20 protein-coding genes are annotated in these 24,765 nt (G+C 72.2%); 14 read left to right on the plus strand and 6 right to left on the minus strand.

Going from position 1 to position 24,765, the window contains the following annotated elements:
* Window positions 1-1,062: a glycosyltransferase family 4 protein gene (locus ACBJ59_RS45755; protein WP_375116357.1), complete on the plus strand. Its 1,062-nt coding sequence runs from the start codon at window positions 1-3 to the stop codon at window positions 1,060-1,062.
* Here the strand turns inward: ACBJ59_RS45755 and ACBJ59_RS45760 are convergent.
* Complete coding sequence (locus ACBJ59_RS45760) at window positions 963-1,922, minus strand: YbhN family protein (RefSeq protein ID WP_375116358.1); 960 nt, start codon at window positions 1,920-1,922, stop codon at window positions 963-965. The two genes, ACBJ59_RS45755 and ACBJ59_RS45760, sit on opposite strands and share 100 nt — an antisense overlap.
* A gap of 111 nt (window positions 1,923-2,033) precedes the next feature.
* Between ACBJ59_RS45760 and ACBJ59_RS45765 the strand changes: the two genes are divergently transcribed.
* From ACBJ59_RS45765 to ACBJ59_RS45795, 7 genes are all read left to right on the plus strand, one after another.
* Window positions 2,034-2,861: a class I SAM-dependent methyltransferase gene (locus tag ACBJ59_RS45765; RefSeq protein ID WP_364127697.1), complete on the plus strand. Its 828-nt coding sequence runs from the start codon at window positions 2,034-2,036 to the stop codon at window positions 2,859-2,861.
* A gap of 17 nt (window positions 2,862-2,878) precedes the next feature.
* Entirely contained in the window at window positions 2,879-3,787 is a 909-nt protein-coding gene (locus tag ACBJ59_RS45770; RefSeq protein ID WP_375116359.1) for a lysylphosphatidylglycerol synthase domain-containing protein, read from the plus strand.
* A 93-nt stretch (window positions 3,788-3,880) separates the two neighbouring features.
* The gene (locus ACBJ59_RS45775; protein WP_375116360.1) at window positions 3,881-4,996 is read left to right on the plus strand and encodes a glycosyltransferase family 4 protein; all 1,116 of its coding nucleotides are present in this window, start codon (window positions 3,881-3,883) and stop codon (window positions 4,994-4,996) included.
* A 20-nt stretch (window positions 4,997-5,016) separates the two neighbouring features.
* Complete coding sequence (locus tag ACBJ59_RS45780; protein ID WP_375116361.1) at window positions 5,017-6,108, plus strand: sugar phosphate nucleotidyltransferase; 1,092 nt, start codon at window positions 5,017-5,019, stop codon at window positions 6,106-6,108.
* Between the two features lie 208 nt (window positions 6,109-6,316).
* Window positions 6,317-7,210, plus strand: a complete 894-nt coding sequence (locus tag ACBJ59_RS45785) for a DNA-3-methyladenine glycosylase family protein (RefSeq protein ID WP_375116407.1) — start codon at window positions 6,317-6,319, stop codon at window positions 7,208-7,210.
* 49 nt (window positions 7,211-7,259) lie between these two features.
* The gene (locus tag ACBJ59_RS45790; protein WP_375116362.1) at window positions 7,260-9,806 is read left to right on the plus strand and encodes a bifunctional FO biosynthesis protein CofGH; all 2,547 of its coding nucleotides are present in this window, start codon (window positions 7,260-7,262) and stop codon (window positions 9,804-9,806) included.
* 107 nt (window positions 9,807-9,913) lie between these two features.
* Window positions 9,914-11,635 (plus strand): substrate-binding and VWA domain-containing protein, encoded by a 1,722-nt coding sequence (locus ACBJ59_RS45795; protein ID WP_375116363.1) that lies wholly within the window; start codon window positions 9,914-9,916, stop codon window positions 11,633-11,635.
* Window positions 11,636-11,675: 40 nt separating this feature from the next.
* Here ACBJ59_RS45795 and ACBJ59_RS45800 read toward each other — a convergent pair whose 3' ends face one another.
* The 3 genes from ACBJ59_RS45800 to cofD all read right to left on the minus strand — a co-directional run bounded on the left by ACBJ59_RS45800 (window position 11,676) and on the right by cofD (window position 14,716).
* Window positions 11,676-12,413: a lytic polysaccharide monooxygenase gene (locus ACBJ59_RS45800; protein WP_375116364.1), complete on the minus strand. Its 738-nt coding sequence runs from the start codon at window positions 12,411-12,413 to the stop codon at window positions 11,676-11,678.
* Window positions 12,414-12,503: 90 nt separating this feature from the next.
* Complete coding sequence (locus ACBJ59_RS45805; protein ID WP_375116365.1) at window positions 12,504-13,781, minus strand: coenzyme F420-0:L-glutamate ligase; 1,278 nt, start codon at window positions 13,779-13,781, stop codon at window positions 12,504-12,506.
* A complete protein-coding gene (cofD, locus tag ACBJ59_RS45810; RefSeq protein ID WP_375116366.1) occupies window positions 13,778-14,716 on the minus strand; it encodes a 2-phospho-L-lactate transferase in 939 nt (312 codons plus the stop codon). The genes ACBJ59_RS45805 and cofD overlap by 4 nt, the downstream gene beginning before the upstream one ends.
* Before the next feature lie 181 nt (window positions 14,717-14,897).
* Between cofD and ACBJ59_RS45815 the strand changes: the two genes are divergently transcribed.
* From ACBJ59_RS45815 to ACBJ59_RS45835, 5 genes are all read left to right on the plus strand, one after another.
* Window positions 14,898-16,829 (plus strand): hypothetical protein, encoded by a 1,932-nt coding sequence (locus ACBJ59_RS45815; protein ID WP_375116367.1) that lies wholly within the window; start codon window positions 14,898-14,900, stop codon window positions 16,827-16,829.
* 319 nt (window positions 16,830-17,148) lie between these two features.
* On the plus strand, window positions 17,149-17,409 hold the full coding sequence (locus ACBJ59_RS45820) for a WhiB family transcriptional regulator (protein ID WP_020546325.1): 261 nt from the start codon (window positions 17,149-17,151) through the stop codon (window positions 17,407-17,409).
* Between the two features lie 116 nt (window positions 17,410-17,525).
* Window positions 17,526-20,765: a glycosyltransferase family 2 protein gene (locus tag ACBJ59_RS45825; protein ID WP_375116368.1), complete on the plus strand. Its 3,240-nt coding sequence runs from the start codon at window positions 17,526-17,528 to the stop codon at window positions 20,763-20,765.
* Between the two features lie 43 nt (window positions 20,766-20,808).
* Entirely contained in the window at window positions 20,809-22,104 is a 1,296-nt protein-coding gene (locus ACBJ59_RS45830) for a DUF5719 family protein (protein WP_375116369.1), read from the plus strand.
* Window positions 22,105-22,401: 297 nt separating this feature from the next.
* Entirely contained in the window at window positions 22,402-22,752 is a 351-nt protein-coding gene (locus ACBJ59_RS45835; RefSeq protein WP_375116370.1) for a hypothetical protein, read from the plus strand.
* Here the strand turns inward: ACBJ59_RS45835 and ACBJ59_RS45840 are convergent.
* Window positions 22,745-22,993 (minus strand): hypothetical protein, encoded by a 249-nt coding sequence (locus ACBJ59_RS45840; protein WP_375116371.1) that lies wholly within the window; start codon window positions 22,991-22,993, stop codon window positions 22,745-22,747. The two genes, ACBJ59_RS45835 and ACBJ59_RS45840, sit on opposite strands and share 8 nt — an antisense overlap.
* A gap of 504 nt (window positions 22,994-23,497) precedes the next feature.
* The gene (locus ACBJ59_RS45845; protein WP_375116372.1) at window positions 23,498-23,938 is read right to left on the minus strand and encodes a metallopeptidase family protein; all 441 of its coding nucleotides are present in this window, start codon (window positions 23,936-23,938) and stop codon (window positions 23,498-23,500) included.
* 443 nt (window positions 23,939-24,381) lie between these two features.
* Here ACBJ59_RS45845 and ACBJ59_RS45850 point away from each other — a divergent pair, with 443 nt between their 5' ends.
* Window positions 24,382-24,750: a DUF3499 domain-containing protein gene (locus ACBJ59_RS45850; protein ID WP_364119498.1), complete on the plus strand. Its 369-nt coding sequence runs from the start codon at window positions 24,382-24,384 to the stop codon at window positions 24,748-24,750.
* The last annotated feature ends 15 nt before the right edge of the window (window positions 24,751-24,765 follow it).

Genomic DNA, 24,765 nt, shown 5'->3' on the forward strand with positions numbered 1-24,765 from the left:
TTGCGGATCGCGATCGTCGGCCCGACCTATCCGTACAAGGGGGGCGGGGCGCAGCACACCACCGAGCTGGCGCACCGCCTGGCGGCCCTCGGCCACGACGTGGTGATCGAGTCGTGGCGGGCGCAATACCCGTCGTTCCTCTATCCGGGGCAGCAGACGATCTCCGCGCCCGAGGGCACGCCCTATCCCAAGACCGTGCGCCGGCTCGACTGGCGGCGGCCCGACGGGTGGGTGGCGGCCGGGCGGCGGCTGCGGTCGGCCGACCTGGTGGTGCTGGCGGTGCTGAGCCCGGTGCAGGTGCCCGCCTATCTCGGAATCCTGTACGGGATCGGGCGTAAAGTCAGGACGATCGCCCTCTGCCACAACGTGCTGCCGCACGAGCGGAAGCCCTACGACGAGCCGCTGATGAAGGCGCTGCTCAAGCGGGTCGACGGCGTGCTGGCCCACTCCGAGCAGCAGGCTGACCTGGCCAGGGGGCTCACCGGCAAACCGGTCAGCGTGGCCGGGCTGCCGCCCCATTTGCCCTCGACCACCGGCGAGCGGTCGGCCGAGGTGCACCGCCGGTTGCTGTTCTTCGGCATCGTGCGCCCGTACAAGGGGCTCGACCTGTTGCTGCGGGCGTTGCCCGAGGGGATCGGGCTGACGGTCGCGGGCGAGTTCTGGGGCGGGCTCGACGAGACGAAGGCGCTGATCGCCGAGCTGGGCCTCGGTGACCGGGTGGAGCTGCGGCCGGGATACGTCGCCGCCGCGGACGTGCCGAAGCTGTTCGCCGCGGCCGACGCGCTCGTGCTGCCCTACCGCACCGCGACGGCCAGCCAGAACGTCTGGCTCGGGCACGAGCACGGAGTGCCGGTGATCGCGACCCGGGTGGGCGCGCTGGCCGAGCACATCACCGACGGCGTGGACGGGCTGCTGGTCGAGCCGGGCGACGCCGGCGCGCTGCGCCGGGCGATCGAGCGGTTCTACGCCTCCGGCGAGCCCGAGAGGTTGCGGTCGGGCGTCAAGGCGGTCGATCCGGAGCCGTTCTGGTCGGCGTACGCGGGGGCGCTGCTCGGCGCCTGACGGCCCAGCAGGAACGAGATGCCCGCGGCCGCCGCGTCGGCCAGCGTGAACGCCAGCCGCGACACGATCGCCACCGCGAGCGCGGCTGGCGTGCCGATGATCGGCCCGAGCACCAGCACCAGCGCGCCCTCCCTGACCCCGACCCCGGCCGGGACCACCACGGTGAGGATCCCGGTCGCCCAGGCGAACGCGTAGGCCCCGGTCGCGATGACGTAGAGGTCGGCGCGGCCGGCGACCAGCCAGATGTGCAGGCCGTACACGAACCAGCCGAGCGCCGTCCACGCCACCGCGACGACCACCGTACGGCCCGGCAGCACGCTCTCCAGCGGCTCCTTGCGCGCGATGCGCAGCGCCAGGTTGAGCCCCCAGGTGAGCACCTTCGGGTGCAGGCACACGATGATCACCGGCACCAGCAGCACGAGGTACCACGCCTCCCGCACGGCCTCCAGCCCGCTCAGCGTGACCGCGGCGATCGAGATCGCCACCCCGATGTTGATCACCAGCCCCAGCGAGATCGTCGCGAACGTGCGCCGCGGCGGGCTCCCGTGGTCGCGGCCGAGATCCATCATCGCCGCGTACGCCCACACCGCGCCCGGGATGTATTTCCCGAGCTGCCCCACGAACATGATCCGCCCGGCGATCCGCACGGGCACCCTGGTGCCGAGCCCGGCCAGGATCTCCCGCCAGGCCAGCAGCATGAAGAACTGGCCGAGCAGCACCGCGGCGAACGCCCCGAGCACCGCCCACGGCGACATCGCGGCCACGGCGGTCGTGGTCTCGTGCCAGTTCGCGGCCAGGCCGTAGCCCAGGAAACCGAGCGCGACCAGGGCGAGGAAGATGCGCAGCAGGCGGCGGAGCATTGGCTCAGGTTACGCGCGGTTCACCTGGTATAGCCAGACGACGCCAGGTCGGCCACCGTACCGAAGGCGTTTGACGTCGGATGGGCACAGAGGTCGGTACGGTGGGGAACCGTGGTGAAGCAACGGGTCGCGCAGCTCGAATACTCAGAGTTCCAGTCCGCCATGCTCGACGAGGAGAAGCGCAGGCGGAAGGCGGCGAAGATCATCGCGGTGCTCGAGCACTTCCACGGGCCGCTCGGCGGGAAGACCGTGGGCGACGTGGGCTGCTCGGCCGGGTTCATCGCCGACGAGCTGGCGCACGCCGGGGCCAAGCACACGCTGGGCATCGACATCGACGTGCCGGGGCTGCGCAAGGCCGCCGACCGGTTCGGCGAGCGGGTGGCCTTCGTCTGCGGCGACGGCACCGCGCTGCCGTTCCCCGACGGCTCGATCGACGTGCTGGTGTTCAACCACATCTACGAGCACGTCGTCGACCCCGACGCGGTGGTGGCGGAGATGCGGCGGGTGCTGTCCGACGACGGGGTGCTCTATCTCGGGCTCGGCAACCGGCTCGGCGTCATCGAGCCGCACTACAAGCTGCCGTTCCTGTCCTACCTGCCGCCCGCGCTGGCCGACCGCTACGTGCGGGCGTTCGGGCGGGCCGACCACTACTACGAGCGGTTCAGGACGCGGCGCGGGCTGCGCAGGATGCTCAGCGCCTTCCACGTGTGGGACTACACCTTCCCCGTGCTCGCCACGCCGACCCGGTTCGCCGGGGGCGAGCTGTTCCCCGGCGTGCTGGGGAAGGTGGTCAGGACCGTGCTGTCGCGGGCGCCGCGCGAGGTGCTCAGGCTGCTGCTGCCGGTGGTGCCGACGTACCTGTGGGTGGCCACCAAGACGCCGCGGCGGCCGGTCGGCGCGGCGCTGCCGCAGCCGCCGGAGCGGGTCCGCCCGCTGTGAGCGCCGATGAGTCCCCCGTGGAGGCCCCGGCGGAGGCACCCGTGGAGGCCGTGCCGCGGCGTCCCGCGAAGCGCCGGTTGGTCAGATACGCGTTCCTGGCCGTCGCGCTCGGCTTCGGCGGGTACGCGGTGGCCCGGGAGTGGGACGCCGTGGTGGCCGGGTTCGCCAGGCTGTCGTGGCCCGCGCTGGCCGGGTCGCTGGTGGCCGTGGTCGCCGCGCTGCTCGGCGCCATGCTCACCTGGCGTACGCTGCTGGCCGACCTCGGCTCGCCGCTGCCCGCGCGGCCCGCGGCCAAGGTGTTCTTCGTCGGCCAGCTCGGGAAATACATCCCCGGCACGGTCTGGCCCGTGCTCGCCCAGATGGAGATGGGCCGCGACCTCGGCGTGCCGCGGACGCGCAGCGCGGCGGCGTTCTTCCTGATGATGCCCATCCAGCTCGCCACCGGCCTGCTGGTCACGCTCGTCACGCTGGGCTGGGACCGCTACGGCTGGCTGCTGCTGCTCATCCCGCTGCTCCTCGTCCTGCTGGAGCCCAAGGTCGTCAACGGCGTCATCGGCTACGCCCTGCGCCGGCTCAAGCGCGAGCCCCTCGAACGCCCCCTCACCAGGCGCGGCATGCTGACCGCCCTCGGCTGGGCGCTGACCGGCTGGATCGCCTACGGCGTCCACCTCTACTTCATCGCCCCCCAGGGCGGCCCGCTGTTCGCCGTGGGAGCCTTCGCGCTGTCGTGGTGCCTGGGGATCCTGACGTTCGTCGTCCCGGCGGGCGCGGGCGTGCGGGAGATTGCCATGGTTGCCGTGCTGGCGCCTCATCTGGATCGGGGCTCCGCAATTGCGGTGGCGCTTTCGTCCCGCATTGTCATCATCGTGGGCGATCTGATCTGCGCAGGCTTGGCGGGAATTGCGGCGCGTCGCGACTCGGTGTGATTTGGCCCACGATTTAGGGGAGGCTGGTCATAAGCTGAACTTTAGAGGGGGACGCCCAGTCCCACGTTGATCTTGAGGGGAGAAGATCTGCGTATGCCTCGAGTGCTCGTCGATGCGGCGGCGGTCCCCGCGGACCGCGGCGCGTTGATCAGGTATGTGGACGGGCTCGTGGCCGCGCTCGATCGGGCGGGTGCGGACCTGGCCGTGGTCTGCCAGCGAGCCGAAGCTGAACGATACCGGAGCCTCGCGCCCTCGGCCCAGGTCATCGCCGGGCCCGTCGCGATCACCAACAGAGCCACCAGGCTGGCCTGGGAGCAGACCGGACTGCCCCTGCTCGCGCGCCAGGCGGGAGCGGACCTGATCCACGCGCCCTATTACTCCATCCCGCTCAGCTCGGGCCTGCCGATCGTCGTGACGGTGCACGACGCGACCTGGTTCACCGAGCCCGACCAGCTCGGCCCGCGCGCCTCGTTCATCCGCTCGGCCACCCGCACCGCCGTACGCCACGCCCGCCGGGTGATCGTGCCGTCCAAGGCGACCAGGGACGAGCTCGTACGCGTGCTGTCCGCCGACCCCACCCGCATCGACGTCGCCTACCACGGCGTCGACCTGGCCCAGTTCTACCCGCCGAGCGAGGAGGAGATCCGCCGGTCCGCCATGAGATGCGGGCTGCACGGACAGCCTTATGTGGCGTTCCTGGGCGCGCTCGATCCGCGCAAGAACGTCCCCAACCTCATCCGCGGCTTCGCCACCGCCGTGAAGCGGCTGGAGCGGCCGCCGGCGCTGGTGATCGGCGGTGGCGTGCACGAGGACGACGTGGACGCCGCCTGCCGGGAGGTCGAGGCCACGGTCAGAGTGATCAGGCCCGGCTATCTCCGCGCCCCCGACCTGCCCGGGTTCCTGGGCGGGGCGCTCGTGGTGGCCTTCCCCTCGCGCGGCGAGGGGTTCGGGCTGCCGGTGCTGGAGGCCATGGCCTGCGGCGCCCCGGTCCTGACGACGCATCGCACCTCGTTGCCCGAGGTCGGCGGCGATGCCGTGGCCTACACCGAGCCGGACGCCGACAGCATCGCCACGGCGCTCGGCCAGCTGCTGGCCTCCTCCGAGCGGAGGAAGCAGCTGCAGGAGGCCGGGCTGGCCCGAGCTCGCGAATTCACGTGGGAAGCCTCCGCGGAGGCGCATCTCAGCTCCTATCAACGCGCAATCGAATAGTTCGGTAACCTCACGGAGTGATGGAGAGCTCTTTGCCAGACCTCGAGGCGATCCTCCTGGTCGGGGGGCAGGGCACGCGCCTGCGTCCGCTGACACTGGGCACGCCCAAGCCGCTGCTGCCGACCGCCGGGGTGCCGTTCCTGGCACATCAGCTGGCCCGCGCCCGATCCTTCGGCGTGCGCCGCATCGTGTTCGCGACCTCGTACAAGGCGTCGATGTTCGAGCCGGCCTTCGGTGACGGGGCGGCGCTCGGGCTCTCGCTCGAATACATGACGGAAGAGACGCCGCTGGGCACCGGCGGCGCGATCCGCAACGCCGCCGAGGCGCTCGCGGCCGGCCCCGACGACCCCGTGCTCATCCTGAACGGGGACATCCTGTCCGGGCACGACATCGGCGAGCAGGTGCGCCTCCATCGTGCGCGCCAGGCCGCCGTAACGCTCCATCTGACAGAGGTGGACGATCCCACCCGGTTCGGCTGCGTGCCGACCGACGAGGCGGGGCGCGTGACGGCCTTCCTGGAGAAGACGCCCAATCCCGTGACCAACCGGATCAACGCCGGCTGCTACGTCTTCACCCGGTCGGTGATCGACTCGATCCCGCGCGACGAGGTCGTGTCGGTCGAGCGCGAGACGTTCCCGGGGCTGATCGAGTCGGGCCGGCTCGTGCTGGGGTACGCCGACCGCACCTACTGGCTCGACGTCGGCACGCCCAGCGCATACGTGCAGGGCTCGCGCGACCTGGTGCTGGGCCGGCTGGCCTCGCCCGCGCTGCCCGGGCCGACGGGCGAATACCTGATGCTCGAGGGGGCCCGCATCTCGCCCGAGGCGAAGGTGCTGGGCGGCACGGTGGTCGGCGCGCGGGCCGTGGTCGAGGCCGGGGCCTCGGTGGCCGGGTCCGTGCTGAGCGACGACTGCGTGGTCGAGGCCGGGGCCTCCGTGACCGACTCCGTGGTGGGGCGGGGAGCGCGGATCTGCGCGGGCACCGTCGTGCGCGACGCGGTCATCGGCGACGCCGCCGTCGTGGGGGCGGGCAACGAGCTGCAGAACGGCGTACGCATCTGGCCGGGCATCGAGCTGCCCGAACGGGCGATGCGCTACTCCAGCGACGTCTGACCCCCGGCCTGGCTCCGCCGACCGGCAGCACACCCGCGAGCGACAGCACACGGCTCTCCGGCGACCTCCCGCCGCCGGCGGCTTCCCGGGCGCTGAGGCTCAGGTGCTCCCGGGGCTTCCTGGCAGGTGGCCCCGAGGGACGGCACGCCTCGGTGACGGGTGCCGGCCGGTGCGAGCAGCGGAGGGAGCGCGGCAGACTGGACGGGTGATGGAGCGCAGGTGGGTGCCCGAGGGGCCGCTGGACGTGGGGCTGGCGCTGCAGCCCCACAAGCGCGGCAGCGGCGATCCCACCTGGCGCCAGAGCGGTGACGGCTCCGTGTGGCGCACCTCCAGGACTCCCGACGGGCCCTGCACGCTCAGGGTGAGCGTCAGGGCCGGGTGCGTGCACGGGCAGGCGTGGGGGCCCGGGGCGGGGTGGGTGCTGGAGGCGCTGCCGGCGCTCGTGGGGGCGGAAGACGATATCTCCGGATTTAGCGTCAAGCATGAGGTGCTGGCGGAGGTCGTCAGGAAATATCCGGGCCTGCGGCTCGGGCGGACGGGGCGCGTCATGGAGGCCCTCGTACCTGCCGTGCTGGAGCAGAAGGTCGTCGGGCGGGAGGCGTGGCGGGCCTGGCGGTGGCTGCTCACCCGCTACGGCGAGCCCGCCCCGGGGCCGGCCCCCGAGGGGATGCGGGTCGTGCCCGAGCCCGCGGTGTGGCGGCAGATCCCGAGCTGGCACTGGCACCGGGCCGGCGCCGAGGCGGTACGCGCCAGAACGATCGCCAACGCCGCCTGGCACGCCGACAAGCTGGAGGCGGCCGCCACCACGGAGGAGCTCGACCGGCTGCTGCGCGCGCTGCCCGGGATCGGGGTGTGGACGTCGGCCGAGGTGCGCCAGCGCGCCTTCGGCGATCCCGACGCCGTCAGCGTGGGCGACTTCCACCTGGCCAAGCTCGTCGGCTATGCCCTGACCGGGGAGAAGACCGACGATCCGGGGATGATGCGGCTGCTGGAGCCGTACGCGGGGCATCGGCACCGCGCCACGGTCCTGGTCTGGCTCACCGGCCTGCGCCCGCCCGCGCGGGGGCCCCGGATGGCGGCGCGCGACTACCGGTCGTTCTGACCCGGCCCTGGGTGCGTGCGACGAACTCAGCCCGACGTACTGTGCCTCTATGAGTTCTGACTCCGCGCTCCGCCGCGCCCTCGCCCGAGCCCGGGACGGCAAGACCCTGGACGTGACCGAGGCGACCGTCCTCCTGCACGCCCGCGACGAGCACCTCGACACGCTTCTCGGACACGCCGCCCGCGTGCGTGACGCCGGGCTGCGGGCCGCCGGCCGCGAGGGAATCATCACCTACAGCAGGAAGGTGTTCATCCCGTTGACCCGGCTGTGCCGGGACCGTTGTGGTTATTGCACTTTTGCCACCGCGCCGCACAAGCTGCCCGCGCCGTTCCTGAGCCCGGACGAGGTGCTGGAGATCGCCCGGCAGGGGGCGGCGATGGGGTGCAAGGAGGCGCTGTTCACGCTGGGGGACCGGCCGGAGGACCGCTGGCACCAGGCCAGGGAGTGGCTCGACGCGCACGGTTACGACGACACCTTGTCCTACGTCCGGGCCATGGCGATCAGGGTGCTGGAGGAGACCGGGTTGCTGCCGCATCTCAACCCGGGGGTGCTGAGCTGGCGGGACCTCCAGCGGCTCAAGCCGGTCGCGCCGTCGATGGGAATGATGCTGGAGACGACGTCGCGGCGGTTGTTCGAGGAGAAGGGGCAGCCCCACTACGGCTCGCTGGACAAGGACCCGGCCGTGCGGCTGCGCGTGCTGGAGGACGCCGGGCGCACGAACGTGCCGTTCACCACGGGGATCCTGATCGGCATCGGCGAGACCGTCGAGGACCGGGCCGAGTCGATCTTCGCGATCCGCCGGGTGGCCAGGGAGTACGGCGGCATCCAGGAGGTCATCGTCCAGAACTTCCGCGCCAAGCCGGACACCGCCATGCGCGGCCTGCCCGACGCCGACCTGCAGGAGCTGGCCGCCACGATCGCGGTGGCCCGCCTCGTGCTCGGCCCCCGCGTACGCCTCCAGGCCCCGCCCAACCTGGTCGACGCCGAGTACGAGCTGATGATCCGCGCCGGGATCGACGACTGGGGTGGCGTGTCGCCCCTCACGCCCGACCACGTCAACCCCGAGCGGCCGTGGCCGCAGATCGACGACCTCGCGGCCCGTACGGAGGAGGCCGGGTTCCGGCTCCGGGAACGTTTGACGATATATCCGGAATATGTGCTGGCCGGCGAGCCCTGGCTGGACCCCCGCCTGGCCGGCCACGTCGCCGCCCTGGCGGACCCCGCCACGGGCCTGGCCCGTACGGACGCGGTGCTCGAAGGCCGTCCCTGGCAGGAGCCCGACGGCGGGTTCGCCGCCTCGGGACGGGTGGACCTGCACGTCGAGGTGGACACCACGGGCCGCACGAACGACCGCAGGGACGACTTCGACCACGTCTACGGCGACTGGGAAGCCCTGCGCGAGCGCCTCGGCACGGTGGCCGCCGCCACCCCGAGCGACGTGCGGCAGGCGCTGCGGCGCGCCGAGGCCGACCCGGCCGGGCTGACCGACGCCGAGGCCGTGGCGCTGCTCGGGGCCGAGGGTGAGGCGCTGGACGAGCTGGCCGCCATCGCCGACGCGCTGCGGAAGGAGGCGGTGGGCGACGAGGTCACCTACGTCGTCAACCGGAACATCAACTTCACCAACGTCTGCTACACCGGCTGCCGCTTCTGCGCCTTCGCCCAGCGCAGGACCGACGCCGACGCCTACACCCTCAGCCTCGACCAGGTCGCCGACCGGGCCGAGGAGGCGTGGGCGGCCGGCGCGACCGAGGTGTGCATGCAGGGCGGCATCCACCCCGACCTGCCCGGCACCGCGTACTTCGAGATCGCGCAGGCCGTGAAGGCCAGGACCCCCGGCATGCACGTGCACGCGTTCTCCCCGATGGAGGTCATCAACGGCGCCAGCCGGACGAACCTGTCCATCCGCGACTGGCTGGAGGCGGCCAAGGAGGCCGGCGTGGACTCGCTGCCGGGGACGGCGGCCGAGATCCTCGACGACGACGTGCGCTGGGTGCTGACCAAGGGCAAGCTGCCGGCCAAGGAGTGGATCGAGGTCATCACCACGGCCCACAAGGTCGGCATCCCCACCACCTCCACCATGATGTACGGGCACGTCGACAACCACCTGCACTGGGTCAGGCACATCAAGCTCATCCGGCGCCTGCAGGAGGAGACCGGCGGCTTCTCGGAGTTCGTGCTCCTGCCGTTCGTGCACACCAGCGCCCCCATCTACCTGGCCGGCGTGGCCCGGCCCGGCCCCACCGCGCAGGAGAACCGGGCCGTGCACGCGCTGTCCAGGATCCTGCTGCACGGCGCGATCAGGAACATCCAGTGCTCCTGGGTCAAGCTCCAGGACGACCTGTGCCGCCAGGTGCTCCAGGGCGGGGTGAACGACCTCGGCGGCACGCTGATGGAGGAGACGATCAGCCGGATGGCCGGGTCCGAGAACGGCTCGTACAAGACCATCAGCGAGCTGCGCGAGATGGTCGAGGTCAGCGGCCGGCCGGTCCGGCAGCGCACCACCGAGTACGGCGTCCCCGACGACGAGCGGCTGGCCGCCTCGGCGGCCAGCGACGGTGTCTGCCAGAGCGTGCGACGGGTGCTGCCGATGGCGTAGTTGTAACATGTTCTAACAAGGCTTGCACCCGTCATGGGTGGCGCTGGGAGAATCATCACTCCCCTGGAGAGAGGTTCACCGTGCGGTTTGGTCGACACCGCGCCGCGATGTCCCCCGAGCAGCGGCGCAGGAAGGCATTCCAGCGCGGCATGCTGGCGGGGTTGACCGCCGTGGCCATCGTCGTGGCCGGGCTCGTCGCGATCTTCGGCGGCGGTGGCGTGCTGTGCACCACACGAGAGCCTGTTCTGGTCAATGTGGCCGCCGCGGTCGACGTGGCTCCGGCGGTCATGGAGGCGGCGGGCCGGTTCAACGAGACGAAGGCGTCCGTGGGCGGGCGGTGCGTGCTGGTCCAGGTGACCGAGCAGCCGCCCGCCACGGTCCTGCGCACGCTGATCGGTGACCGGGCCGGGGTGCTGCGCGAGCGGCCCGACGGGTGGGTCGCGGACTCCTCGGCCTGGATCAGGCTGGCCCGCCAGCAGGGCGCGACCGCGCTGCCGGCGGGGGAGACCGTGGTGGCCACCTCGCCGCTGGTGTTCGCCACCCGGTCGTCGCTGGCCCGGCGCTTCTCCGTGGGCAAGACCGAGATGAACTGGCGGATGGTCTTCCCCTCGACCGTGCGCGGGCGGCTGACGCCCAACGCCGACGAGCCCGACGTCGTACGCGTGCCCGACCCGTCGCTGGCCGGGGCGGGCATCGCGACCGTGGCCGCCGCCCGGGACGTCGTGGGCACGGGGCCGGAGGCGGACAAGGCGCTGACCGCGTTCGTACGGTGGGCGCAGGCCGGCTCGACGCCCGACTACCGCAGCATGATGGACGCCGTGGACGACCGCTCGTTCTGGCAGCGCCCGGTCGTCATCGTCCCCGAGCAGTCGGTGTGGGAGCACAACCTGCGGCCCTCCTCCGACCCGGTCGTGGCCCTGCACCCGCGCGAGGGCACGATCAACCTCGACTACCCGTACGTCGTCACCGCCGCCGACCCGGCCGTCGCCGAGGCGTCCACCGCCTTCGCCGAGTGGCTGGAGGGCCCACAGGTCCAGGAGATCGTGCGGCGGGCGGGGTTCAGGTCGGGCGACGGCGCCCAGGGCCCGGTCTCGCCGCTCCCGCAGATCCCCTCCGAGACGCCGAGGACCAGGGCGTCGGTCTCCCCCCAGGACATCGACGAGGCCCTGCGCGCCTGGAGCAGGCTGGCCCCGCCGACGAACATCCTGGTGCTGGCCGACACCTCCAAGCACATGGCCGAGCCGCTGAACGGCCGTACCAGGGTCAGCGTGGCGCTGGAGGCCGCCAAGATCGGCCTGCAGCTCTTCCCCGACTCCACGCACATGGGCATGTGGGAGTTCGCGAACACGCTGGGGCGCATCAAGGGTTACCAGGAGCGGGTCGCCCTGGGGCCGATCAACGAGCCGGAGACCGGCCAGGTGCTCCGCAGGAGCCGGCTGGACGAGCTGACCGGCACGATCACCGCCCATCCCAAGCTGGACAGCTCGCTGTACGACGCGATCCTCAGCGGCTTCCGCAAGGTCTCCGGCGATTACCGCGAGGAGATGAACAACACGCTCCTGGTGATCACGGCAGGCCGGGACGACGGCAAGGGCACGAACCACGCGCAGCTCCTCGACCGGCTGCGCAGCGAGTGGAACCCGGACAAGCCCGTTCAGATCATCATCATCGCGTTCGGCAAGGGGGTGGACCGGGAGGGCCTGTCGCAGATCACGGCCGCCACGAACGGCTCCCTGCACGAGGCCCAGGAGCCGGGCGAGATCATCGACGTCTTCCTCGCCGCCCTGGCCCGCAGGCTGTGCCACCCCACCTGCAAGCCGACGACGTGAGGGGACGCCCGCCGGGCGCCCCCTCACACCGGGAAGGTCGTTACACGCGCTGCCAGAGCGCCGGTACGTTCGGCGGCTCCCACCCGGCGAGGGCGGTGTGCGCCTGGAGGCAGCGGTAGGAGGCGCCGTTGTAGGTCACGGTGCTGCCGACGGCGTACGCGGTGCCGGCCCGCCACGTGCCCGAGGGCGTCGTCGGGGTCACGGTCGGCGTCGGGGTCGGCGTCGGCGTGACGGTCGGGGTGGGCGTCGGGGTCGGGTTGCCGCCACCGCCGCCGATGTTCAGGTCGATGCAGGAGTAGAAGGCGTTGGTCGTGTCGGAGATGTTCCAGATGGCCAGGACCTTCTGCCGGCCGGAGAAGCCGGAGAAGTTGACCGTGTGCGAGATCGTCGCCGGCGGCTGCTGGCCGTTGCCGTTGAACACGGCCACCCGCGTGTTGCCGATGTAGTACTCGTAGTTCTGGGTGGCGTGGCGAGCGGTGAACGTCCAGGTGAAGGTCACCGAGCTGCCCACCGACGCGACCGGCCAGGGCTTGCTCTCGTCACTGAGCTGGGCGAACTGCCCGAGGTTGGCGTGGCAGCTGCGCAGCCCCTTGGGCCCTTCCACGCTCTGCGGCTCGTAGACGATGTTGCCGCAGCCGGAGACCCTGCCCTGGGCGCAGTTGGCCTGGCGGCTGGGTGGCGTGAGCACGTAGCCGTGGGCGAACGCCGGCGTGGTGTTGAACACCGTGGTGGCGACCGCTATCACCACCACGGCGACCAACGTGAGAGTCCTTCTCATGAAGTGGCTCCTTTACATGGGGGGATGCTCCAAATGTAAAGGAAACTTTCCTAACGGTAAACGGTCGGCTTACTGCTGTCGGAATCCCGGTCAGCGCGTGACGATGAAATCCCCTGGATCGCGCGGCGCCCGGTCGCGCGGTGGCGCGGCGGCGTGCCCGACGGCCACGCAGCCCATCGGATCCCACGAATCGGGCAGGTCCAGCACCTCACGGACGACCGGCCGGCAGAACATCGTGGACGACACCCACGCCGAGCCGAGCCCCTCCACGGCGAGCTGGATCAGGAAGTTCTCCACCCCGGCGCCGGTCGCCACGACGAACATCTCCCGCTCGGAGGCGTTGCGCCGGTCGTCCCGGTAGGTGTGCGAGCCCTCCATCACCAGGCACGGCACCACCAGGTAGGGGGCGTTGCGCAGCACGTCGCCGCGCCTGACCCGCTTGGCGATCGACTGCTCGGTGAACCCGTCGCCGCGCAGGTCCTCGGTCCACGCCTCGCGCATGGCGTCGAGCAGCTTGGTGCGGGTCTCCGGCGACTCCAGCAGCACGAACCGCCACGGCGTCGTGTGGTGCGGCGCGGGCGCGGCGATGCCCGCCGCCACCGCCCTGCGCACGGCCTCGGGATCGACGGGCCGCTCCGAGAACTCCCTGATCGTACGGCGGGCGAACACCACGTCGCGGGACCCGTAGCGGAACAGGTCCTCGTCGGCCGGCCGCACCAGCGGCCTGACGCCCGGCCCGTCGTCGTCGGTCACCAGATGCGACAGCCCGCGCACGACCGCCACCGGAACCCCGTCGAGCTTGCCCTTGACCAGCTCGGCCGCGCTCGCGATCTCGTCGGCCAGCGCCGTCACGGTGGCGTTGAGCTGGTTGCCGTAGGAGTCGGAGGTGCCGCGGAAGTCGTCGAGGGGCCGCACGCCGGCCGCGCCGATGGCCACGTCGGTGAGGCCGTGCCGCCACGGGCGGCCGAACGTGTCGGACACGATCACCCCGACCCGGCGGCCCAGGCCCGCCCTGATGCGCCTGGCGGAGGCGTCGGAGTCTTCGGGGAGGAGCAGCACGGTGCCGGGCTCGGTGTTGGAGGCGTCGACCCCGGCGGCGGCCATCACGAAGCCGTGCCGGGTCTGGGAGATGACGGTGTCGCCGCGCCTGGCGACCACGCGCTCGGTCTCCTCCTCGATCGCCTTCGCGCGGTCGGGCGCCTGCCGCACCCGGCCCTCGGCCTTGCTCACGATCTTGGACGTGACCACCACGATGTCGCCGTCGCGCAGGTCGGCGTCGGCCAGCAGCGCCGCCAGGTCGTCGCCGGGCCGCACCTCGCCGAGGCCGGTCACGGCGATCACTTCGATCCGCTCGGGGGTGACGGTCATCGTGCGAGCTCCTGGGCCAGGTCGAGGGCGGTGCGGGCGATGCCGGCCGCGGCGTCGGCGTCGTGCATGAGGATCGGACGGGCGACCACCCGGACGCCGTCGAGCGCGGCCCCGGAGTCCTCCTCGGCCACCAGCCAGCCGTCGATCAGCTCCGAGCCGTAGAGCTCCAGCACGGCCTGCGCGGTCGTCTCCACCCCGATCGCGGTCAGGCAGGCGTCGGCCATGCCCCTGACCGGCGCGCCACCGATGATCGGCGAGACGCCCACCACGGTCTTGGGCAGCAGGGCGTCGCGGATGCCGGGGACCTGAAGGATCGTGCCGATGCTCACCACCGGGTTGGACGGCGGCAGGATCACCACGTCGGCCTGCTCGATGGCCTCCAGCACGCCCGGGGCCGGCTTGGCGGTGTCGACCCCCACCAGCGCGAACGACTGGGCGGGGACGGAGGCGCGCAGGCGCACCCACCACTCCTGGAAGTGGATCGCGCGCTTGCCGCGCTCGTCGTCGATCACGACGTGGGTCTCGCAGCGGTCATCGGTCATCGGCAGCAGCCGCACTCCCGGCTGCCAGCGCGTGCAGAGCGCCTGCGTGATCTGGGAGAGCGGGTAGCCGGCCTCCAGCATCTGCGAGCGGACGATGTGGGTGGCGAAGTCGCGGTCGCCGAGCCCGAACCACTGCGGCTCCACGCCGTAGGCCGCCAGCTCCTCCTTGACGACGTGGGACTCCTTGGCCCGGCCCCAGCCCTGCTCCTCGTCGATGCCGTTGCCCAGGGTGTACATCACGGTGTCGAGGTCGGGGCAGACCCGCAGGCCGAAGAGGGTGATGTCGTCACCCGTGTTGCCGATGACGGTGATCGAGGCGTCCGGCGCGGTGGCGCGCAGGCCGCGGAGGAAACGGGCGCCGCCGATGCCGCCGGCGAGTGACACGATGTGCATGCGGCCCAGTCTTTCACCGGGCTCTGACAAGCCCGTCTCGGGACTGGTTTTCCCCTATTTGTCGGTGGTGTACGTCCAGGTATTGGGCGTTTTGATATGGAAGAGGTTCCTGGGACTCCCGCGGGGTGAGTCGGTGATGTGGCAAACTCCCTTCGGGCTAAAGGGTCCGATGGGGGTACTTGTGAGCAAACTTGACGTCGCCCGGCTTAAGGAGCCGGGCGCATGGATCATGCTCGTCGCCGGATTGATGAACGTGGTGCTGGCGATCGGCCACATCCTGATCGGCTCGTCCGGCTCGTCCTTCACGGAACGAGCGGCGTCGAACCTCTCGAACGTGACGAGCCCGGTCGTGACGGCGCTGCTGCTCGGCGCCGTGCTGCTGGTCACCAAGATCGGCGAGCCGTCGCCCAAGGCCAAGCCGGTCACGTACGGTGCGGCGGCCGGACTGCTCCTCGCCGCGGTGTTCGGCATGCTGGCGCTGCTGGCGGGCCTGTTCGCCGGCGCCGGGGCCCGAGCCACGATCGAGTACGTGCTCCTCGGCGTGCCCACGCTCGCGCTGACCGCCATCGCGCTGGTCTACCTGCTCCCGCAGGTGCTGCCCGAGCGGCCGGCCGCGCAGGTCTACCACGGCCAGTTCGGCGCCCAGCCCGGGTACTTCGGCCAGCAGCCCCAGGGCGGACCCGGCTACGACCAGTCCCAGCCCGGCTACGGCCAGCCCGGATTCGGCCAGCAGCCCGCCGCGTACGGCCAGCAGCCCCCCTCGGGCCAGCAGCCCGGCTTCGGCGGCCCGCAGGACCAGCAGCAGCCGGGCGCCTACGGCCAGCAGCCCCCGTCGGGGCAGCAGCCCGGTTACGGGCAGCAGCCCATGTCCGGCCAGCCTGGCTACGGCCAGCAGCCGCCGTCGGGCCAGCAGCCCCAGCCGGGCCAGCAGTCCCCGTCCGGTCAGCAGTCCGGCTACGGGCAGCAGCCGCCGTCGGGTCAACAGCCTGGTTACGGGCAGCAGCCGCCCACGGGCCAGCAGCCGGGCTACGGCCAGCAGCCCCCGTCCGGCCAGCAGTCCCCCTCGGGCCAGCAGCCCGGTTACGGGCAGCAGCCGCCGAGCTTCGGCGGCCACCCCGAGCAGCCCGAGCCCCAGGCCGCCTACGGCCAGCCGGACCCGCAGGCGGCCTACGCCCCGCCGCCGCAGCCGGACGCGTACCCGCAGATCAGGGGCGCGCTGCCGGCCGCCCCCTCGGACCAGCGCCCGCCGGAGCAGCCGGAGCCCTACACCCCCCAGAGCTTCGGCCAGCCCTACACCCCCGCGGAGACGGCCCCCTCGGTCCCGCCGGTCCAGGAGTACACCACCCCGCCGGCCGGCGAGTACACGCCGCTCGTCGGCGAGTACACCCCGGCCCCGTACGTCCCCGCGGACAGCCAGCCGAACGTCTACGGCCAGCCCAGCGCCAACCCGTACGCGCCCCCGGCCGCGAACGACCAGCCCAACCCGTACGCACCGCCCGCCGAGCCGCAGAGCGGCAGCCCGTACGCGCCCCCGGTGGAGCAGCAGCCCTACCCGGCGGGCGACACCGCCCCGAGCGTGCCGTACCCGCCGGCCGAGCAGCAGCCGTACTTCGGGCAGAGCGCGTTCGACCAGCAGCAGGGCGGCCAGCCGTTCACCGGCTACTCGGGTCACGAGTACGCCACCCCGAACGCGTACCAGGAGCCGGACCCGCCCGTGGACCCGCGCTCGCAGCAGCTCCTGGACGCCTACCAGCAGGCGGAGACGTACCAGTCGAACGTCGGGACGCAGCCGGAGCTCCGGGTGCCCGACTACTCCAGCCAGGCGGGCCGGTCGTACGACGACCCGTTCGGCCACCCGCAGCACCCCCAGCAGCCCGGCGGCGGGTACGAGCCCCAGCAGGGCCAGTACCGGCCCACCCACTCGGCCCCGTCGATCCCGGCGCCGCAGCCGGGGTGGGCGGAGGGCCAGGGCGAGTCGACCATGCGGATCGATCCCGCATCGGTCGGAGGATCGTTCGGTGGAGGAGACGCTCTCGGCGGCGACCAGCGCCGTCCCGGAGACGACCCGATCGACCCAACAGCCATATACACCCCCAACGAGCCACGCAGGTAACGGACCGGCAATGAACGGCTAGAGAGAAGGTGGGCCACGGGCGGGCGTCTATCCCGCCCTGGTACGGTTCCGACCGCTGACAGGGTTGAACAAGCCAGGCCGACGCCATGTCTCGTGGGGCGTCCGGCTGGTGCGAACATCACATGCCAAGCACACCGGGGCGAGATCTGGTCTTTCCCCGGATACCCGCATGCCGCTTGACGCCACGTACGGCACGCGCGTGTAATTACAACCATGTTGTTACGCCTTCCAGTGGGTGGGTAATAAGGAAGGCGTCCATGGGGGGCTCCATTGCGGGCGGGCGGCAGGGAGGTGTGCAGTGACCGATCCGGTCATCGCACAGGATCAGCTTGACGCTGAAGAACTCGGCTGGCAGGAGCGCGCGTTGTGCGCGCAGACGGATCCGGAGGCGTTCTTCCCGGAGAAGGGCGGCTCCACCAGGGAGGCCAAGAAGGTCTGCCGATCGTGCGAGGTCCGTGCCGAGTGTCTGGAATATGCACTCGAGCACGATGAGCGCTTCGGCATCTGGGGCGGGTTGTCCGAACGGGAGCGCAGACGGATCAAGCGCCAGGCCGTTTAGAGGTATATGGGGGGAAGGGGTCACGCGGACAGCCGTGTGACCCTTTTCGCATCTCCTGATCGGCTTCCAGCTGTATGGTGGGCCCGCCTGATCATCCCCCCAGGAGTCACCCACCCATGCCACGTCCCTACGTCACCGCGATCGTCGTCTCCCATGACGGCGCGCGCTGGCTGGGGGAGACGCTGCGCGCGCTGATCAACCAGAGCCGCAGGCCGGACCGGGTGGCCGGCGTCGACAACGGCAGCAGGGACGGCTCGGCCGACCTGCTCGCCCAGGCGCTCGGCCCCGGCAACCTGATCTCCCTGCCGCGCTCCACCGGCTTCGGCGAGTCGGTCGCCGAGGCGCTCGCCAAGCTGCCGCCCGCCGGGGGCGACGAGTGGATCTGGCTGCTCCACGACGACTGCGCCCCTGACCGGCGCGCGCTGGAGCACCTGCTCACGGCGGCCGAGCAGGATCCCAAGGCGGCCGTGCTCGGTCCCAAGCTGCGCGACTGGATCGACCGCAGGAGGCTGCTGGAGATCGGCGTGACCGTGGGCCGTACCGGGCGCAGGGACACGGGGCTGGAGCCGCGCGAGTTCGACCAGGGGCAGCACGACGGGGTACGGGACGTGCTGTCGGTGTCCACGGCCGGGATGCTGGTCCGGCGCGACGTGTGGGAGCAGGTCGGCGGCCTCGATCCGTTCTTCCCGCTGTTCCGTGACGACCTGGACCTGTGCTGGCGGGTGCGCAACGCCGGCCACAAGGTGCTGAACGTGACCTCCGCCGTGGCCTGGCACGCCGAGGCGGCGGCCCGCAGGCGGCGGCGCATCACGGTCAGCGGCGACCATCCGCGCCGCCTCGACCGGCGCAACGCGATCTTCGTGGTCATGGCGAACCTGCCGTTCGGCGCGATGGTGTGGGCCCTGCTGCGGAACGTGGTGGGCTCCCTCTTCCGCACGGTGCTGTTCATCGTGAGCAAGCAGCCGGCGAACGCGCTGGACGAACTGGTGGCCATGGGCTCGATCCTGGCGCACCCGTTCCGGCTGCTGCGGGCGCGGCGTGACCGCCGCCATGGCCGCAAGAAGGGATATATCCGCATAAAGCGGTTGATGACCCCTCGCGGCGCCGCCTACCGGCGCGTCACCGACATGGTGCAGAGCTTCCTGGCCGGCGAGGCCCCCGTCGACTCGGCCGGGCGGCACCACCACGCCACGGCGGAGGAGGACCAGGAGGCCGCCGTCCCGCCGCCGGACACCGGCGCGTTCCAGCGCTTCATCGGCCGTCCCGGGGTCATCCTCATGTTCGCGCTGACGGTGGTCTCGCTGGTGGCCGAGCGGTCCCTCCTGGGCGGCGAACGGCTCGGCGGCGGCGCGCTCGTCCCGGTGACGGGCGGCGCGAGCGACCTGTGGGCCTTCTACACCGAGGGGTTCCACGACGTCGGGCTCGGCTCGACCGCCTGGGCGCCGCCGTACGTGGCCGTGCTCGCCGCCCTGTCCACGCTCGCGCTCGGCAAGACGTGGGTGGCCGTCTCGGTGCTGCTGCTGGGCTCGGTGCCGCTGGCCGGCGCCACGGCGTACCTGGCCACGCGGCACATCGTCCCGGCGGTGCCGGTCCGGGCGTGGGCGGCGGGGACGTACGCGCTGCTGCCCGTCGCGACCGGCGCCATCGCGGCGGGGCGGCTGGGCACCGCCGTGGTGTTCGTGCTGGTCCCCGTGTACGCCTCGCTCGTCACCACCCTGCTGTCCGCCGAACCCCGCCGCGCCCGCCGTGCGGCCTGGGGGCTGGGGCTGCTGCTGGCCGTGGGGACGGCGTTCGTCCCCCTGGTGTATCCGCTCTTCGCGGTGCTGGGCGTGCTGGGCGCCGTCGCCTTCGGCGCCCGCCGCGCCGGCCCCGGCGCGATCTTCGGCCGCCGCCCCGGCGCGCGTTTCGGCCTCGGCTCCAGTGGCAGCCCCGCTTCCAGCGGCGAGAGCTCCGATGTCGGCGCTGGTCCCGGCCCTGGCGCGTATTTCGGCGCCGGCGACGCAGGCCTTGGCGCAGACCCCGGTAGCGCGGCAGGACCCGGCAGCGGTGCGCATCTCGGCTCTGGCGGGGGTTTAGGGGCGGGCAGGGGCGGCTCCCGGCACAGGAGTGGCGGTGCTCGTGCGGGTGGGCGCGCGCTTGGGGGGCATGCGTCGGCTGGGGGCGGGCCGGGCCGGGGCGGAGGCCGGCGCGGCGACGGGGTTCGGGGAGGAGACGGGACTCCGGGCGGACGCGGCGCTCGGCGCGGCGATGGGGCTCGGGGTGGCCTGCGCGGCGCGGCTGGCGGGGGTCGCGGGGGTCAGGAGGGCGTGATCCTGTCCATGGCCATCGCGCTCGCCGTACCACTCGTGCTCCTGGCCCCCTGGCTGGCCGAGCTGGTGACCGACCCCGGCAGGCTCCTCCTGGAGGCCGGGCTGCACGACCCCGCCCTGGTGGACCCGGCCCTCGCCCCGGAATCGCTGCTGGCGCTCAGCCCGGGAGGGCCCGGCCTGCCGCCGTTCTGGGTGAGTGCGGGCCTGGTGGCGGCGGCGCTGGCGGCCCTGCTCATGCGTCGCCAGCGGATGACCGTCGCCATCGGCTGGGGCGTGGCGCTCTACGGGGTGCTGGCGGGCATCCTGGTCAGCCGCATCACCGTCGAGGGGGCACGCGTCTGGCCGGGTGTCCCGCTGGCGTTCGCGGGTGCCGGGCTGGTGGTCCTGGTGGGCCTGACCGCGCACCGGCTGACCGAGCTGCGCGCCGGGGGCGGGCTGCGGCGGCTGGGGGCGACGGCGGTGGTGGCGGTGGCGTTCAGCACGCCGCTGCTGGCCGCCGGTCACTGGATGGCCGGCGGGGTACGCGGGCCGCTCGTCGGCGACGCCCCCGACGTGCTGCCGGCGCTCGCGGCGGCCCGGACCACGCAGGGGGAGCGGACCGTGGTGATCAAGGGTGCCGAGTTCACGGTGCTGCACGGGCGTACGCCGCTGATCGGCGAGGCGGAGCTGCCCGTCGCCTCCGAGGCCCGTACCCGGGTGAGCGGGGCGGTGCAGGGCCTCGTCGGCGGTCGCGGCGGGGACGCGGCCACGCTGGCGCAGCAGGGCATCGCGATGGTGGCCGTGGCGCCGCCGGTCCCGCCCCAGCTGGCCAGGACGCTGGACTCGCAGCCGTCGCTCCAGCGCCTGAGCCTGTCGGAGGCGGGCGGCCTGTGGCGGCTGGCCGAACCGGTCGTCCGCGTACCCGCCCAGCCGGTGAGCGTCCTGCACACCCCGTGGCTGTGGACGCAGGGCGCGTTGGTGCTGCTGGTGGCCCTCCTGGCGGCCCCGGGCAGCAGACAGGCGCCGGAAGGCGCGGAGGCGCCCGCCGTGGCTCTGGCGGGTGCGTGATGAGGGCGTTCGCGGCTCTGGCGGGTGCGTGATGAGGGCGTTCGTGGAGAACAGGTTCGGGCTGCTGGCGCTGGTCATCGTGTCGCTGGCCGCCATGTACGGCATCGCGTACGTCACCAGACCCGCCCCCGTCCCACCCCCGCCCGCCGGCCCCAGGAAGGTGCCCGTGGAGTCGGTCACCGCCGTCTGCCCGGGGGCGAAGGGCGAGCGGGTCAACGTGTACCTGCCCGGCACGCTGAACGGCGAGACCATGGAGGACACCAAGCCGTACGTGACCAACGGCCCCGGCGGGCTGGAGGCCGGCTACCTCACCCGCACCACCGGGGGCGCCGGTCGCGGCCTGGCCGGGGTCCGCTGCACGGAGCCCGCTCCCGCGACCTGGCTGGTGGGCCCGGGCCCGGCGAACGCCGACGTACGCCTGCACCTCATGAACGCCGACAAGGCGCCGGCGCTGGCGGACGTACAGGTGTACGCGGCGGAGGGCCCCGTCTCGGGCGACGCGGGCGTCGGCCTGGAGATCGCGCCGGGGGAGCACAAGGAGATCGACCTCAAGACCCTGGCGCCGTCGGCCGACGTGATGGCCGTGAGCGTCACCACGATCTTCGGCCGCGTGGCCGTCGCCGCCAGGACCACGCCGGAGACCGGCGGGGTGGACTGGCCCCCGTCGGCCGCGCCCCCGGCCACGCGCGTGGTCGTACCGGGCATCCCCGGAGGCGGCGGCCTGCGCCGGCTCCTGGTGGCGGCCCCGGGCGAGACGGACGCCACGGTGCAGGTCAAGGCGGTGAGCCAGGACGCCGAGTACGCGATGAAGGGCCGGGAGTCCCTGGACGTACCGGCGGGCAGCGTGGTCGCCCTGGACGTCACCACCGGCCTGGCCGGCTCCCCCGCCGCCCTGGTGCTCACCTCCTCCGCCCCCATCGTGGCCGGCGTGGTGATCACCGGCACCGGCGGCCGCTCGGACGTCGCCTTCACCGCCGGAACCCCCTCACTGGCCCTGGGCAGCGCGGTGGCCCGCAACGGCACGGGCTCCCAACTCCTGCTCACAGCCCTCGGAGGTCAGCCGGGCAAGGTCCAGGTGCAGGTGGTGCCGGGCAAGGGGACGCCGGAGGAGCCGTTCGACGTGGAGGTGGCGGCGGGGCGGACGAGGAACGTGAAGCTGAAGGCGAAGGGCGACTTCGCGGTGGTGGTCACGCCGGTGTCGGGGGAGGTGTACGGGGGCCGGGTGGTGGAGGAACGGCTGAGGACGGGCGTACTCCTCACGGCCCAGCCACTGGCCCCGGCCCGGATGTGGACCCTGCTCCCACCGTTGACGGACACCTCCCACGTAGTCCTGCCCTGAAGCCCGGGGGTTCCCCTGGCCAACTGCATGGTCCTCCCACCGAGGCGCGCTTCGCGCGACGGGGACTCGGGCCGCGTCCTGTGGGGGCAGGCCCCCACACCCCCAGGCGGGGACCTGCCGGTCCCCGCACCCCTCGGACGCGACCCTGATTACCGCGCAGAACAACCCCGATCACCGGGAAGAAGACGTCCGGCCCCCCGGCGCCTGGATACGGATCACTACGGTGGCAGTTCCGCCCCGGGCGAGTGGTAGGGAGAAGCACGAGCCGGAAGGGCTACCGTCTGCGATCCTGAAGGCATGTTGCGTCACGGGCGTAGGCGTCAGAAGAACGGGGAGCCGAGCTTCTACTACAAGCCGAGCGGTCGTAGATGGTGGTGGCAGAAGCCCGAACCCTTCGAGGGCCTTGAAGACGACCCGTCTTCGGAGGTCGAGGAGCAGTTGTGGCGGGTCGCGTGGTGGGGGGACGGGTGGGGTGTGTGGCCGGGGGACGCCGACCCGACCACGACGCCACCCTCCTACGCCACCAGGAACATCACCCGAGCGAACTCGGACGCCGCTGGGGGCTGGGCGCTCGGAGTCGTGCCACCACATCCGCGGAACCACATCAAGTGCTCACATGGTGGGGATCCGATGGCCCCGTTCATGTGACCGGCTCCGGCTGGTTGCAGTCCAAGGACGTGCTGCGCGTCTCCTCTGTCACCTTGAAGGCCTCTCCGTTGACGAAGGTGCCGGTGATGGACGCCCTCGCGCGGTAGCGACCTGGTCGGCAGGGACGGCTCAGCAGCGTGTATGACTGCTTGAGGCCTGGCAGGTTCTCGTAGTAGTCGTAGTCGATCTCATACCAGTCGGAGAAGAGACCGTCCTTGTGGTCGATGGCGATTCTCGCCACGAAGGTAGTGATGACCACCTGATCGCAGCGGACGCGGAGACTGGCGCGAACCCTCGGTTCCGCGGAGCCGAATCGCACGGCCACGAGTGGACCCCAGGAGTTGCGGCATCCGCGCTCGCCTTCAGGGTGGGTGGAGCTACCGCCCGGGGCGGCACATCCAGCGGGAGCGGCGGCCAGGCTGACAACCATCGCGGAGGCAGCGGCCAGCGAGATCCACATATGGACCTTCCTGTGGGGGATGATCGACGCCCACAGGCTAGAGTGTTCGAACGCTGGTTGTGTTTGATATGTTACTTTCCGTAACAAAGTAGACGGGCGGACGGTCCATGCGCTAGCCAGTGCTGCGGCCGGGGAGCGCGAGGGGCCGGCAGGCCTCTCGCTGGGGGTGTGGGGGCTTGCCCCCACTGGGCGCGGCCCGAGTCCCCATCGCGCGTAGCGCGCCTCGGTGGGAGGACCATGCAGGTGGCCCGGGAACCCCGGTGCGCCTGCCTGGATCCTCGCGAGTCAGCGGCGGTCGTCGTAGCCCGGGTCGACTGTTTCCGGGGTCAGGCCCAGCAGGGTGGCGACCTGTTCCACCACCGTGTCGTGGACCATCGCGCCCAGCGTGTCCCTGTCCCGGGCTCTGGCCTCCAGCGGTCGCCGGTAGACCACCACGGCCGCCGGTGACTTTCCGGTTGCGGCGTCCGCGCGGCCGAACGGGATCGGGTCCGAGTCGAGGCCCGGGCCGTCCCCCAGCTCGCTCAGCGGGGGTACCTCCTCCACCGCGAACTCCACCGCCGACAGCTGTCTCTCCCAGCGCGGCCTGAGCCGGTCGACCGCGTCGAGCACGAGGTCGTCGAAGCGTTCGCTGCGGGATTTGGCCATGGGGACGTGGGAGGGGGCGAGCGGGCCGCGGAGGCCGCGACCGTGGCGATCGCGCCGTCTGGGACCGCGCTTGTGAGTCACGTGAGCAAGTGTACGGGCCCGTCCCTTCGATCTTCTGGAGCGGCGGTGGCTCGACGTGTGGAGCGGCGGCCCCGTGGGTGCCGGGAGGCAAGGGGGTGGTGCCAGAAGGCCGGGGGGTGGTGCCGGGAGGCCGGGGGATGGTGTCGGGGGGTGAAGGGGCGGTGTCGGGAAGTGAGGGGAGGTTTCGGGAAAGGGTGGGGCCGTAACGAGGCGGCCCAAGGGTGGTGGCCGGGGAGAGGAGGTCGTGTGTGGGAAAGGGAGGCGGGAGGATGATTGGGCAGGTGGGGAGGTGGGGAAGCCGGGGAGGGAAGTGTGAGAGGAGGGGTGGAGGCTTTGGGGCATGTGGGTGGAAAGGCTGCGACAGGTGTCCGAATTGTGGCGACACGCTCGTTAAGAGCGCTCAGGTAGTGGCGCCTCGCACTCTTACCAGATACGGTCCCTCCGTGAGCCCCGTCCGCCGCTGTTCCCGCACCGCCTGCAGCCAGCCTGCCGTCTTCACGCTCACGTACGTATACGCCGACTCGACCGCTGTTCTCGGCCCCCTGGCGACGTACGCGGAGCCACACTGTTATGACCTGTGCGCCGAACATGCCGAGCGGCTGACCGCTCCCCGCGGCTGGGAGGTGGTGCGCCTGCCGACGGACGGCGGCTCCCCCAGCTCCGACGATCTCGAAGCGCTGGCCAACGCGGTCCGGGAGGCCGCGCGCCCCACGTCGTCCGGTGGCGGTGAGCCGGTCGGGCAGGGTGTCGAGGTCGGCCGTCGCGGGCATCTGCGCGTTCTGAGATCGGCCCAGCAACAGCGCGACCGGTAGGCTCGTTCTGACGGA

It is taken from the genome of Nonomuraea sp. MTCD27, from assembly GCF_041950495.1.
GTDB lineage: Bacteria > Actinomycetota > Actinomycetes > Streptosporangiales > Streptosporangiaceae > Nonomuraea.